We start from the raw sequence: 12,293 nt of genomic DNA on the forward strand, positions 1-12,293 counted from the left end.
ATCCGAGTTACAGCCAGTCGTGTTCGCGGGCGTAGCGCGCGGCCTCGTGACGGGTGTGGGTCTGGGTCTTCTGCATGGCGTTGGAGAGGTAGTTGCGTACGGTGCCCTGGGCGAGGTGGAGCCGGGCGGCGATGTCGGCGACCGAGTAGCCCTCGCTCGTCACCCGCAGCACGTCGAGTTCGCGGTCGGTCAGCGGGCAGTCGTCGACGATGGCGAGCGCGGAGACGTCCGGGTCGATCCACCGTTTGCCGGCGTGCAGGTCGGTGATGACCGAGGCGATGTGTGCGGGCTCGGCCGACTTGCTGACGAAGCCCTGCACGCCGAGCTTCAGTGCCTTGCGCAGTACGCCGGGCCGGGCGTGCCGGGTCAGCATGAGGACCAACTGCTCCGGTCGGACGCGGCGGATCTGCGTGATGGCGCCGAGGCCGTCCGTGCCGGGCATCTCCAGGTCGATGACCAGCACGTCGGGCCGGTGTTGCAGAGTGGCTTCAACGGCCGTGGCGCCATCGGTCGACTCCGCGACGATGTCGATGTCGCCTTCGAGCGGCAGCAGCGCGGCCAGCGCCTTGCGCAGCAGGGCCTCGTCGTCCGCGAGCACGATCGTGGTGGTCATCGGTCATCCTCCGCAGCGCCGCCGGTGGCAGCATCGGCACGGGCGGGCGGAAACCTCGCGGCGGTCAGGAATCGCCCGTCCTGCTGTTGCACGGCCAGCTCGCCGCCGTCGGCTGCCAGCCGTTGACGGAGGTTGGACAGCCCCCTGAGCTCGGGTAGCGTATCGCCGCTCACGCCGTCGTTGACGATCGAGATGCCGGCTTCGGCGAGCGTGATCTGCACCTGGGTGGCCTGTGTGTGTCGCAGGATGTTCGTGGTGGTCTCGCGCAGGACCTGGCCGAGCAGTTCGCTGCTGCGCGGTCCCACCTCGGCCTCCCGGGTCACCCGGACCCGGATGCCCGCCGCCTCGAACAGGTTCTTCGCGTTCTCGAGCTCCGCCGAGAGGTTGAGCCGGCGCTGGGCGTACGCCAGTTCTTTGGTCTGGGTGATGGTGTCGCTGACCAGAGCGTACGTCTCCCGCAGCTCCTTCTCGGCTCGATCGGTGTCGCGGCGCACCAGTTTCCGGGCCAGTGCGATCTTCAGCTTGACCACGTGGAGAGTGTGGCCCTGGATGTCGTGCAGATCGCTGGCGAAGCGGACACGTTCGCGGATGACCGCCAGCTCCGCCTCGCGCTCCCGGGCGTGGTCGAGTTCCCGGATGAGGTCGTAGAAACGCTCGCCGACGATCGTGAGGACGGTCACCAGGATGGTGAGGCCCGTCGGGACGAGCACGTAGGTGATCAGGACGCGGCGTACGTCGTCCTGCTCGACCAGGAACCGCATCGCACCGACGGCGGCGACGTAGCCGAACAGTCCGAACGCTGCCAGGGTCCGGCGTCGTACCTGGCGGAGGGAGAGGGACCCCACCGCGCAGATGCCCCAGTAGGCGTTGGGGCTGCCGGTCAGCAGCACCCCGAGCGGCCACACCACAGCCCCGACGATCGTGCAGGGCAGGGCGACTCGGGCGAGGTCGTCCGCCGTCCAGCGTTCGAAGGCCACCACCGCCGCCACGGCACCCGGGGCCAGGACGATGAAATGCCACCAGGCGTGTGCTTCGGTGGCCAGGAGAACCACCGCGGCGAACACGACCGGCGGAAGTGACGTGAGGAGATTGATCCGGCGCAGCCGCTTCTGCGTCGTCTTGGTGAAGGCCGGCGATCTCGCGGTCACCCAGCCAGTATTCCCACGTCCAGGCGGGGCGAGCAGTGACACCACGTCACATGTACCCGTGACGTGGCACCACTGATGGATCGGCGCGACCGCTGGTGTCATTGGTGCATGTCCACCACACCAGTGATCGAAGTCGAACGGCTGAACGTCAAGTACGGCGACTTCCACGCCGTGAAGGACCTTTCCTTCGAGGTCCGGCGTGGCGAACTGTACGCGCTGCTCGGCACGAACGGGGCGGGGAAGACCTCGACCCTGGAGACCATCGAGGGGCACCGGACGCCGACCTCCGGCACCGTGCGCGTCTTCGGGCGCCAGCCGGGCGACCGCCGGGTGGTCCGTCCCAGAATGGGGGTCATGCTCCAGGAGAGCGGTTTCTCCCCCGACCTCACGGTTCGCGAGTCGGTCCGGCTGATCGGCACCCTGACTCGGCGGACCGACGATGTCGACCGGGTGCTCGACGTCGTCGATCTCACCGGCAAGGCCGGTCGGAAGGTGTCACAGCTCTCGGGCGGGGAGAAGCGGCGGCTGGACTTCGCCACCGCCGTCTACGGCACCCCGGAGCTGATCTTCCTCGACGAGCCGACCACCGGCCTGGACGTCCAGTCGCGCGACCACCTGTGGACGACAGTGGATCGGCTCCGCGAGAACGGCGCCACGATCGTGCTCACCACGCACTACCTGGAGGAGGCGCAGCAGCGCGCCGACCGGATCGGGCTCATGCACGAGGGCACCTTCCACCGGGAGGGCACCGTCTCCGAGCTGACCCGCACGCTGCCGGCGGTTATCCGCTTCTCGCTGCCGCCGACGGCACCGGCGCTGCCGTTGCAGGCCGCCACGAACGGCGACGGCAAGGTCGCGATCGAGACCTTCGGCCTGCAGAAGGACCTGCACATCCTGCTCTCCTGGGCGCAGGACCACGCCGTCGAGCTGCGCGACCTGGAGGCCGGGCCGACCCGCCTCGACAACGTCTTCCGCGCCATCAGCGGCTGACCCGCCTTCCGAGAGGAATCCTTCCCGTGTTCCCCATCGCTTTCAGCGAGCTGATCCAGATCTTCCGGAACCGGCTGGTACTGGTCACCAGCTTCATCATCCCGGTCGTCGTCTCCGGGTACTTCGTCCGCCAGCACGAGACCTTCGCGGCCCTCGGCAGCCTCGGCTACATCGCGGCGATCGTGCTGTTCACCGTGGCCGCGTTCGGGCTCTACGCCACGACCGTGACGACCTTGGCGTCCCGGCGGCAGAATCTCTTCCTCAAGCGGTTGCGCTCCACGGCCATCGGGGACGCCGGCATTCTCGCCGGCCTGCTGTTGCCCGCCACCGTCGTCGCCGTGGTGCAGGTGGCCGCGATCCTGACCGCGTTGGCCATGGTCGCCGGCGGGCCGGCCAACATACCCCTGCTGGTGGTGGCGATCGTCGCGACCGTGGCCATGCTGATCGGCCTGGGGCTGGCGACCGCCGGCCTGACGAACTCACCCGAGCACGCCCAGGTCACCACCCTGCCCGTCACCCTCGGCGTGATCGGTGTGGCCAGCTGGGTGGGCATCACCGGCACCGAGGAACTCGCCCTGCTCAAGCGGCTGCTGCCCGGTGGTTCCGCCACCGAAATGGTGATGAACGCCTGGAATGGCGGCGTCGCCGTGACCGACTCCCTGCTCCTGCTGGCCCCGACGCTGGGCTGGGTCGTCGTCGCCGTCGTGGCGGCCACCCGCCTGTTCAAGTGGGAACCCCGCCGCTGAGGCGGCAAGCGCCGTCGAAGTGCCCGCAATACCCCGACCATCCGTCCGACCAGGTCGCACACTGCCGCTGAAAGGCGCCCGATGAAGGAGTGACCGTGACCACCCATGCGATCAGTGACGGCAGGACCGGGCGTATCGGTTCGAGGCGCCCGGCCTGGCCCGAGATCATCGCCGGCGGTGCCGCGTACGCTGCCTCGTTCCTCGTGGTTGCCTTGCTGCTGCCACGGGTTGCCGACGATGCGGTGGCGGGTGTCGTGGGCCTCGTCGTCTCGGGTGCGATGGGACTTGTCGCATTCGCGGTCGCCGTGCTTATCCGTATTCGTGGGCTGTCGGCCTTCGGCGTCCGCCGCGCGACAGCACGACAACTGCTCGTCGCCGCCGCGCTCGGTCTCGGTGCTTACATACTCGGCACCATGGCCGCGATCATCTACATGATCGTCAGCGGCGACGCGCAGAACGTCCAGACGAGCTACCAGGAGGCCGCCAACGCAGGCTGGCTGTCACTCGCCCTCACCCTCGTCGCGGGGTCGGTCATCACACCGCTCGGCGAGGAGGCCTTCTTCCGCGGCGTACTCGCGAATGCCCTGTTCGCCCGATACCGGGCCTGGATCGCGGTGATCGCGAGCGCGGCGATCTTCGCTGTCGCGCACGGCATCAACCCGGTACTGCCCGCTGCGTTCGTCGTCGGCGTGCTTGCCGCCCTGCTGTTCCGCTGGTCCGGCTCCATCTGGCCAGGCGTCGTGCTGCACGCCGTCAACAACGCCGCCGCGACGCTCGTCTCGATCATCGTCGCGACGGCGGGATGACCAGAGCGAGCTCCGAACACCGAGGCCGTCCGCTTGACACCCACCCATCTCCACGAGAGGTCTGACCGATGACCGAGCAACCCGACGACTCCTTCGACGAGCGCGCCGCGACGCCCGCCGAGACGAAGCAACCCGGTGCACCGACGCTGGTCGAGGATCTTCTGCTCCTGCTGTTCCAGCCGAGGTCGGGCACCATCGCCGGAGAGAACACCCTCTTCTACGTCCTCGCCGGGGCCGTACTCGCGGATCTCGCCCTCGCCGACCGGGTGACGATGGCGGACCGGCGCAAGGTGAGCATCGTCGAGGGTCATGCACCGTCAGACGAGCTTCTCCGGTCGGCGTGGGACTACGTCTCCGAGAAGCCCCGAGGCGTCCAGACGGTGCTCGCCGCGATCGGCCCGCAGCTGCGCAAGCCGGTGTTGGAGCGGCTCGTCGAACGCGGCGACATTGTCCGAGAGGAGCGGAAACTGCTCGGCCTGTTCCGTACGACCGCGTTGCGCGACGGTGGCAACGGGCGCCGCGCGCGCCTGCTGGCGGAGGTCCGGCGGGTGCTCGTGGACGGAGCGGAACCGTCGGCCCGGGTGGCCGCGCTCGCGGCACTGCTGTCGGGCAGCGGAACTCTCCCTCAGTTCTACCGCGACATTCCGTGGACCACACCCGTGATCAATCGCGCCAAGGAGCTCGAACAGGGCAACTGGGGGGCCGGTGCGGCAGCGGAGGCCGTGACCCGGACCGTGACCGCGACCGTCGTCAACAGTGTCATCGTCACCACCACGGTGCTCCCCCGCAGCTAGCACACCCCTCCGCCGCCGGCTCCCGTGCAGCGCCGACCTGCAACTTCGCGGATGTTGTCGGGTCTGGAGGGGCCGCAGACGACAACATCACCGAAGTTGCCGCCTGCGAGCCGGCGGCGTCGGGTAGCGGGTCGATGGGGCGGGTCAGGTGTAGAGGTTGGCGGCGTACTGGGGGCCGTAGTGGCGTTCGAGGTCGGCGAGGGTGTCGACGCGGGCTTCGACCTCCTTGACCAGGCGGGCCCGGCTGGGCAGCGGGTCCGCTGGCCAGGTCTCCGGCTGCCACAGCTGGGACCGCAGGAACGCCTTCGCGCAGTGGTAGAAGATCTGCTCGATCTCGACCAGCACGGCGAGCACCGGCCGGTGTCCCTTGACCACCATGTCGTCGAACCAGGGCGCGTCACGCAGCAGCCGTGCCCGCCCGTTGATCCGCAGGGTGTCGGGGCGCCCGGGAATGAGGAAGATCAGGCCGACGTGCGGGTTCGCCAGGATGTTGCGGTAGCCGTCGGCGCGCTTGTTGCCGGGACGCTCCGGAATGGCGATGGTCCGGTCGTCGAGCACGTGGACGAAACCCGCCGGATCTCCCTTCGGAGAGACGTCGCAGGCGCCGTCCGCTCCGGCGGTGGCCACCAGGCAGAACGGCGAGGCGGCGAGCCACTGCCGGTCACGCTCGTGCAGTTGGGTGCGCTCCTTGGCGACTGCGCGGGGGCCGGGGGCGCCGAGTAGCTGGGTCAATTCGGCTACGGATGTGATCTCCACCGTCACTGGGTGCCTCCCCGTGGAGTTGACCGTGGTGGCGGCACCCGGGCGGGAAACCGCCCCGGTCAGTCTAGTCGCGCACGGCCGTCAGGTTTGTCCCTCGGTGCCGAGGGGTACCGGCCCGGAGAGTGCTTTCGAAGAGCAGTGGAGGCCCGGAGATGGAGAGTCGACTCAAGATCCTGGGGCACCCCGTCCACCCGATGCTTGTGATGTTTCCGTTCGCCCTGCTGGTCACCGCCGTGCTCTTCGACGTCGTCGACACGGTCGGCGGGCCGGACTTCCTCGGCGAGGTGGCGTACTGGAACCTCACCGTCGGCCTGATCGGCGGCCTGCTGGCGGCGGCGGCCGGCACGTTCGACCTGCTGGCCATCCCCACCGGCACCCGGGCCAAGCGGGTGGCGCTCACCCACGCCGTCGTGAACGTCGCGGCGATCCTGCTCTTCGCCGCCGTCTGGGTGGTGCGGCTCAACGCCGACTCGCGGGGCGCGGGCGGGGCACTGATCGCCATCGAGGTGGTGGCGCTCGGCATTCTCGGAGTCGGCGGCTGGCTGGGCGGTGAACTCGTCGACCGGCTCGGCGTCGGGGTCGACCGGGAGGCCGGACTCGACGCGCCGAGTTCGTTGCGGCCGGCGGCCGCCAGTCAACGAATGGGAGACGCGCGATGACCAGGCCGGGACGCGGTTGGCGAGGCGGCCAGCAGGGCTGGGACCCGATGGGCGAGTTGCAGTCGCTGCGGGCCGAGCTGAGCCGGCTGGTCGGCGGTCGACCCGGGCCGCCCGAGGTGGAACTGGGCGAGACGAGCGACGGCTGGGAGGTGGTCGTCCGGCTGCCTGGCGTCGCGCCCGAGGAGGTCGCGGTGGAGTTGGACGACCGCGAGTTGTGCGTACGGGCGCGGACTGAGGCCGAGGTCAACGCCGACCACGGCATTCCCGGCGGGTTTGAGACCCGGGGCTTCGAGTACCGCGTACAACTGCCGTCGCGGGTGGACCCCGAGGCGATCGACGCGGTGATGGACCACGGTCTGCTGCGGGTCCGACTGCCCCGGGCGAACCGTCCCGCACCGCGCACCATAACCGTCGGTCGCACCGGACCGCGTTCGACGGGCCCCTCCGGTGGCGTGCCGAGCAGCGTCGACCCGGCGGCGGACCGGGAACTGCACCAGCCGGACGTCGCCACCGGCGATTCCGGCCGGTAGCGCGCGCGGTGGCTTCGGCCGTGCTGGAAGGGGCCGCCGACCGGGTGCCGGACGTGGCCCGGATCGCCGTGCTGCGTGCCAACGCGCTCGGCGACTTCATCTTCGTGCTGCCCGCGCTTGAGGCGCTGCGGGCCGCGTACCCGCAGGCGGAGATCGTGTTGCTCGGCGCGCCCTGGCACGAGCAGCTGTGGCGCGACCGGCCGGGCCCGGTCGACCGGGTACTCGTGGTGCCGCCCGCGCCGGGGATCCGGACGGCGACCGAGGGCGAGCCCGAGTCGAGCATGGTCGACTTCCTGGCCGCCGCCCGCGCGGAACGGTTCGACCTGGCGCTGCAACTGCACGGCGGCGGTGCCAACTCCAATCCGCTGGTGGCCGCGCTCGGTGCCCGGCTCACCGCCGGCCTACGGGCCGAGGACGCGCCGCCGTTGGACCGCTGGCTGCGCTACGTCTACTACCAGCACGAGGTGATCCGCTATCTGGAGGCGGTGGCGCTGGTGGGCGCCGCGGCCACCACGATCACCCCGGCGCTGGCGGTCACCGAGACCGACCGGGCCGAGGCGCGCACCGTGCTCGGCGAGCCGGAACGTCCCCGGGTGGCGTTACATCCCGGCGCGACGGACACCCGTCGTCGCTGGCCCGCCGACCGCTTCGGGGAGGTGGCCCGGACACTGCACGCCGACGGTTACGAAATCCTCGTCACCGGCACCCCTGCCGAGCGGGACGTGGTCGACCAGGTGGTGGCCACCGCCGGGGTGCCGGTCCGACCGCAGGTGGGCACGCTCGGCCTGAGTGGGCTGGCCGGCTGTTACGCCGGCTGCGAGCTGGTGGTCTCCAACGACACCGGGCCGCTGCACCTGGCCGCCGCCGTCGGTACCCCCACGGTGGGCATCTTCTGGGTCGGCAACCTGATCACCACCGCTTCCGTGACGCGGGGGCGGCATCGGCCGATCACCTCGTGGACGGTGCACTGTCCGGTCTGCGGGGTGGACTGCACCCCCGGCATCTACCCGCATCGTCCGGGCGACGGCGACTGCCCGCACCGTGACTCCTTCGTCACCGACGTGCCGGTGGCCGAGGTGCTCGAAGCCGCCCGCGAGCTGCTGTTCCGCTGAAGGAGTGGCACCTTTCTCAGCGCCTGCGGTAGCGGAAGGGGCCCTTCCTAACCGCTGGTTGGCGCGTCCGGTTCGGCGAGGACGACCTGCCACGCCTCCACGTCGCGTTCGGTGACCGTGGTCGGCGACTCCAGGTGGTAGGCGCCGCTGGGCAGGACGCCGGCGCCGCCGTGCCGCGCCAGCACGGCGAGCTGCGCGGCGACGTCCTCGCCCTGGTGCCGGGTCGGCACCCGTCGCCAGAAGTCGAACCCGCCGGAGTCGAGCAGTTTGGCCCGGTCGTAGAGCACGCAACCGCCGACCCAGGACACCCGGTACGCGCGCCAGTCACCGTCCGCCAGCCCCAGCGATGCCGTCACGTGCAGCAGGTTCGCCGCGGAGTGGATCTGCGCCCGGTCCCACTCGGGTGTCTCCGGCCGGACCCGCTCCGGCACCGGTCGGCCCGTCCACTCCCGGTAGTGCCGGTGCGTGTGTGGCCGTACGTCGTCCAGGTAGGACAGGCCGTGCACCCCGTTGCCGACGAAACCGCAGCCCAGCTCACCGATCGCGGTCACCAGCCGGTGCAGCGTTCCCGGTTCCAGCCAGACGTCGTCGTCGAGGAAGAGGACGTACCGGGCGGCGGAGGCGTCGAGCAGGAAGCTGCGGTGTTCGGCCAGCCCGCGTCGGGGCAGTCGCCGGGTCAGCAGCACCGGATGCCCCCGGTGGCGCAGCGCCCGGACCATGGTGGCCGCCGCCGGGTGGAGGTATCCGGGTTCGCCGTCGGACTGGTCGCTGACCACCACGCCGAATCCCGGCACCCCCTCCTGGGCGGCGAGCCCGGAGAGGGTGACGGCGAGTTCGGTGGGCCGGTTGCGGGTCGGGACGAGCACGTCGACCAGCCGGTCGACGCGGAACTTCGCGGGCGTGCCGGCATCGAGGGGTCGGTTCACGGCGCCTTGCCGGTCAGCGGCGGCGCGTCCGCACCGGTGGTTCCGGCCGCGCCGGAGGTCTCCACCTCGGGCGCGGGCCCAGTCGGCCCGGCCTCCGCGCCGGTCACGCCCGCCTGGCCGTACGCGCGGATCCGGTCGATGATCGCCGAGGTGGAGCGGTCCGGCACGTAGCCCAGGGTGCGTACCTGGCCGCCCAGCCGCTGCACCAGCGGCGCCTCCGGCACCAGCTCGGGCGGGTAGTCGCCGCCCTTGACGTAGACGTCCGGCCGGACCGCTTCGATGAGGGCGGCCGGCGAATCCTCCTCGAACACCACCACGTGATCGACGCAGGTCAGCGCGGCGAGCAGGGCGGCCCGGTCCTCGATCGGGTTGACCGGCCGGTCCGCGCCCTTCAACCGGCGTACGCTGCCGTCGGAGTTGACCGCCACCACCAGCAGGTCACCGAGCGCGCTGGCCTGTTCCAGGTACCGCACGTGCCCCCGGTGCAGCACGTCGAAGCAGCCGTTGGTGAACACGATCGAGCGGCCGGCGCGTCGGTGCTCGCCCACGATCTCCGTCAGGTGTCCGGTGTCGACAAGCACCTGTCGGTCGTCGAGTGTCGGTCGGCCCAGCGCGGCCAGCAGATCCTCGCGGCGGCACACGCAGGTGCCCGTGCCGGCGACGGTGCTCGTCGCGGCGAGCTGCGCAAGTTGGGCGGCGGTGGACAGCGCAGCGTCGGCGGCAAGCGCGAGGGTCATCGCCGCCAGGTAGGCGTCCCCGGCACCGACGGCGTGGCTGGCCGGCACGGGTGTGCTGTGGCTGCGGGCGGGCACACCGTCGACGCCGCCGACCACCGCGCCCTCGGTGTCCAGGGTCACCGCGACCACGGCCGCGCCGGTGTGGGCGCGCAACTCGGCGAGCCGGGACTCGGCCAGGACGGCCCGGTCGACGCCGGCACCGACCTCGGCGTTCACGGTCACCCCCGTGCCGGTCACGCTGAGCCCGTCGCGGGTCATCGCCACCCGACTCTCGCCCGGGGTGGGCTCGCCGGTTGGCCCGTCGGTACGCCGCATTCCGGCTTCACCCGGGGCCGTTCCCACGGTCAGCTCGGACGGCCCGTCGGCCGGGTCGACCTCGGGATGTTCCAGGTGCAGCTCGTGCCCACCGGTCGTCGCGGTGCCGGCGGGGTCAGTGGGGGCAGCCGAGTTCGTGGCCGGTCCGGCCATGCCCGCACGCGCGAGCAGGCGGGTGGCCTCGGCGAAGCTCGGGGTCACCACGGTCGGTGCGAGGCCCCGCCAGTCGGCGAGGTCGTGGGCGTCGAGCGCGACCGTGGCGTACCGGTCCCGGTGCTCGACCAGCCAGGCGCGTACCGGTGCGGGCAGGGCACCCAGGCCGTAGTCGCAGACCACCAGGGTCGGCTTCTCGCCCCCGCTGGCGGCCCGTAGTTCCTCACTGGCGCAGTCCAGGGCGGTGAGCAGGCAGTCCACCCCCACATCGCTGAGCGGGTCGTCCGGGTCGCCGGAGTCCTCCCGCAGCAGGATCTGGTCGCCGGCGAGCATCCGGCGCTTGACCGGGGTGGACCGTCCCGGTTGGCTGACCGTGCGGTCCCAGACGCCGGCCCGGTCGAGGCAGTCGTGCAGTTCGTCGCCGGCCGCGTCGGCCCCCACGGGCGCCACCAGCACCGAGCGCCCGCCCAGCGTGGCGATGTTGACGGCGGTGTTGGCGGCGCCGCCCGCCGCCGAGATACGGCGGCGCAGGGTGAGGACCGGGGCGGGGGCCTCCCGGCACAGCCGGTCGGAGTCGGCGAACCGCCACTCGTCGAGCATGGCGTCGCCGATCACCAGGACTGGACGCCCGAGCCAGCTCTGCACGACGTCGGCGAGCCGGAGCTGTTCCGCTGCTGCTCGTGCCATGCCGGCGGTTCCCCTCCGGTCGCCGGGGTCAAACCTGCCGGCCGGGCGCCCGCCAGCGGCGACGTGCGATGGGCCACCACCGCAGCGCGTTTCGTGACGTCGGTGCCGGGAACGAATTCGGACGAACCCCCGAGAGGAGAACCCAATGGCAGCGACGTTGCAGGGCAAGCGGGTCGCCTTCCTGGCCACCGACGGCGTGGAGGAGGTCGAGTACATCCAGCCGCGCCAGGCTGTCGAGCAGGCGGGCGCTACCGCCGAGCTGGTGTCGATCAAGCCTGGAAAGATCACCTCCTTTGAGCATCTGGACCCCTCCACCACGTACGAGGTGGAGGTGAGCGCGGCGGACGCGGATCCCGCCCGGTACGACGCGCTGGTGCTACCCGGCGGGGTGGCCAACCCGGACTTCCTGCGTACCGATGCCGACGCCGTCCGATTCGTGAAGTCGTTCTTCGACGCCGGCAAGCCGGTCGGGGTGATCTGCCACGGCCCGTGGACGCTCGTCGAGGCGGACGTGGTGCGGGGTCGTCGGCTGACCAGTTGGCCGAGCCTGCGTACCGACCTGGTGAATGCCGGCGCGGAATGGGTCGATGAGCCGGTCGTGACCGACAACGGGCTGGTCAGCAGTCGCAAGCCCGACGATCTGCCGGCCTTCTGCTCCAAGATCGTAGAGGAGTTCGCCGAGGGCCGGCACTGACCCGTACGCCGATCCCCGCGATCTTGCAGTTTCCGTCGCCGAATTGCCATGTATGAGGCGTAATGTCGCGACAGAAACTGCAAGATCGTCGGGGTGGAGGGCGGGGGTGGCGCTATTTCAGGATCAGGCGGTTGGTCTGTTCGAAGACGTCAAGGTCGGCCAGGGTCTCCAGGACGCTTGCGGAGAGCGGCTGGGGCATCGCCTCGCGGTGGAAGAACCCGGCGTCGATCGTCTCGTCGGTGACCCGGGCCAGCCGGCCGTCCCACTCCTCGACCCGGAACGCGGTGGTGAAGATCTGGTAGGTGTGGCCGTACATGTTCGTGTGGGTGCGGTCCGGGCCGGTGTAGAGCGCGAAGGCACTCACCCGTAGCGCCCGCAGCCCGGTCTCCTCGCGTACCTCCCGTACGGCGCAGTCCGCGATCGACTCGCCAAGCTCCATCGCGCCGGCGGGCAGCGCCCACTGCCCGTTGTCGGAGCGGCGGATCAGCAGGATGCGGGCCGAGTTGTCGCGCACCACGGCCCGCGCGCCGACGAACATAAGCGTCCGGTCACCGGCCAGGGCGCGCAGCTGCCCGACGTACGAATCAGCCCAGGAGATGCTCACCCGGACAATTTACGGGG

Annotated in this window: 14 protein-coding genes; 8 read left to right on the plus strand and 6 right to left on the minus strand. The window is 70.9% G+C overall.

All coding sequences use genetic code 11. The features are described from left to right. Positions 1-7: 7 nt before the first annotated feature. On the minus strand, positions 8-613 hold the full coding sequence (locus KBX00_RS25760; RefSeq protein WP_210830643.1) for a response regulator transcription factor: 606 nt from the start codon (positions 611-613) through the stop codon (positions 8-10). Next, on the minus strand, positions 610-1,761 hold the full coding sequence (locus KBX00_RS25765; RefSeq protein WP_210830644.1) for a sensor histidine kinase: 1,152 nt from the start codon (positions 1,759-1,761) through the stop codon (positions 610-612). The genes KBX00_RS25760 and KBX00_RS25765 overlap by 4 nt, the downstream gene beginning before the upstream one ends. A 108-nt stretch (positions 1,762-1,869) precedes the next feature. Here KBX00_RS25765 and KBX00_RS25770 point away from each other — a divergent pair, with 108 nt between their 5' ends. The 4 genes from KBX00_RS25770 to KBX00_RS25785 all read left to right on the plus strand — a co-directional run bounded on the left by KBX00_RS25770 (position 1,870) and on the right by KBX00_RS25785 (position 5,097). Then, positions 1,870-2,751 carry an ABC transporter ATP-binding protein gene (locus KBX00_RS25770; protein ID WP_210830645.1) on the plus strand — a complete coding sequence of 294 codons (882 nt, stop codon included), beginning with the start codon at positions 1,870-1,872 and terminating at the stop codon, positions 2,749-2,751. Between the two features lie 26 nt (positions 2,752-2,777). Next, the gene (locus tag KBX00_RS25775) at positions 2,778-3,497 is read left to right on the plus strand and encodes an ABC transporter permease (RefSeq protein WP_210830646.1); all 720 of its coding nucleotides are present in this window, start codon (positions 2,778-2,780) and stop codon (positions 3,495-3,497) included. 95 nt (positions 3,498-3,592) lie between these two features. Continuing rightward, positions 3,593-4,303 (plus strand): CPBP family intramembrane glutamic endopeptidase, encoded by a 711-nt coding sequence (locus KBX00_RS29745; protein ID WP_210830647.1) that lies wholly within the window; start codon positions 3,593-3,595, stop codon positions 4,301-4,303. Between the two features lie 68 nt (positions 4,304-4,371). Continuing rightward, complete coding sequence (locus KBX00_RS25785; protein ID WP_210830648.1) at positions 4,372-5,097, plus strand: GPP34 family phosphoprotein; 726 nt, start codon at positions 4,372-4,374, stop codon at positions 5,095-5,097. Positions 5,098-5,241: 144 nt separating this feature from the next. On the opposite strand, the gene KBX00_RS25790 is transcribed toward KBX00_RS25785, so the two are convergent. Further along, on the minus strand, positions 5,242-5,859 hold the full coding sequence (locus tag KBX00_RS25790) for a pyridoxamine 5'-phosphate oxidase family protein (protein ID WP_210830649.1): 618 nt from the start codon (positions 5,857-5,859) through the stop codon (positions 5,242-5,244). 152 nt (positions 5,860-6,011) lie between these two features. Between KBX00_RS25790 and KBX00_RS25795 the strand changes: the two genes are divergently transcribed. From KBX00_RS25795 to KBX00_RS25805, 3 genes are read left to right on the plus strand one after another with little or no spacing between them, the layout of a single operon-like run. Continuing rightward, positions 6,012-6,518 (plus strand): DUF2231 domain-containing protein, encoded by a 507-nt coding sequence (locus KBX00_RS25795; RefSeq protein ID WP_210830650.1) that lies wholly within the window; start codon positions 6,012-6,014, stop codon positions 6,516-6,518. After that, positions 6,515-7,048, plus strand: a complete 534-nt coding sequence (locus tag KBX00_RS25800) for an Hsp20/alpha crystallin family protein (protein WP_210830651.1) — start codon at positions 6,515-6,517, stop codon at positions 7,046-7,048. The genes KBX00_RS25795 and KBX00_RS25800 overlap by 4 nt, the downstream gene beginning before the upstream one ends. 20 nt (positions 7,049-7,068) lie before the next feature. Beyond that, positions 7,069-8,160 carry a glycosyltransferase family 9 protein gene (locus tag KBX00_RS25805; protein WP_307869083.1) on the plus strand — a complete coding sequence of 364 codons (1,092 nt, stop codon included), beginning with the start codon at positions 7,069-7,071 and terminating at the stop codon, positions 8,158-8,160. Between the two features lie 47 nt (positions 8,161-8,207). On the opposite strand, the gene KBX00_RS25810 is transcribed toward KBX00_RS25805, so the two are convergent. After that, positions 8,208-9,086, minus strand: a complete 879-nt coding sequence (locus KBX00_RS25810) for a glycosyltransferase family 2 protein (protein ID WP_210830653.1) — start codon at positions 9,084-9,086, stop codon at positions 8,208-8,210. Next, complete coding sequence (gene rfaE2 / locus KBX00_RS25815) at positions 9,083-10,978, minus strand: D-glycero-beta-D-manno-heptose 1-phosphate adenylyltransferase (RefSeq protein ID WP_210830654.1); 1,896 nt, start codon at positions 10,976-10,978, stop codon at positions 9,083-9,085. The genes KBX00_RS25810 and rfaE2 overlap by 4 nt, the downstream gene beginning before the upstream one ends. Positions 10,979-11,123: 145 nt before the next feature. Here rfaE2 and KBX00_RS25820 point away from each other — a divergent pair, with 145 nt between their 5' ends. Next, positions 11,124-11,672 carry a type 1 glutamine amidotransferase domain-containing protein gene (locus KBX00_RS25820; RefSeq protein ID WP_210830655.1) on the plus strand — a complete coding sequence of 183 codons (549 nt, stop codon included), beginning with the start codon at positions 11,124-11,126 and terminating at the stop codon, positions 11,670-11,672. A 112-nt stretch (positions 11,673-11,784) separates the two neighbouring features. Here the strand turns inward: KBX00_RS25820 and KBX00_RS25825 are convergent, their stop codons facing one another. Further along, positions 11,785-12,276, minus strand: a complete 492-nt coding sequence (locus KBX00_RS25825; protein ID WP_093404100.1) for an NUDIX domain-containing protein — start codon at positions 12,274-12,276, stop codon at positions 11,785-11,787. Positions 12,277-12,293: the final 17 nt, after the last annotated feature.

The sequence above is a fragment of the Micromonospora sp. C95 genome, from assembly GCF_018070465.1.
Lineage (GTDB): Bacteria > Actinomycetota > Actinomycetes > Mycobacteriales > Micromonosporaceae > Micromonospora.

Bases quoted from the DNA above. Each gene is read 5' to 3' on its own strand.
- KBX00_RS25760 (WP_210830643.1), bottom strand. From the start codon at position 613: ATGACCACCACGATCGTGCTCGCGGACGACGAGGCCCTGCTGCGCAAG.
- KBX00_RS25770 (WP_210830645.1), top strand. From the start codon at position 1,870: ATGTCCACCACACCAGTGATCGAAGTCGAACGGCTGAACGTCAAGTAC.
- KBX00_RS25785 (WP_210830648.1), top strand. From the start codon at position 4,372: ATGACCGAGCAACCCGACGACTCCTTCGACGAGCGCGCCGCGACGCCC.
- KBX00_RS25795 (WP_210830650.1), top strand. From the start codon at position 6,012: ATGGAGAGTCGACTCAAGATCCTGGGGCACCCCGTCCACCCGATGCTT.
- KBX00_RS25800 (WP_210830651.1), top strand. From the start codon at position 6,515: ATGACCAGGCCGGGACGCGGTTGGCGAGGCGGCCAGCAGGGCTGGGAC.
- rfaE2 (WP_210830654.1), bottom strand. From the start codon at position 10,978: ATGGCACGAGCAGCAGCGGAACAGCTCCGGCTCGCCGACGTCGTGCAG.
- KBX00_RS25820 (WP_210830655.1), top strand. From the start codon at position 11,124: ATGGCAGCGACGTTGCAGGGCAAGCGGGTCGCCTTCCTGGCCACCGAC.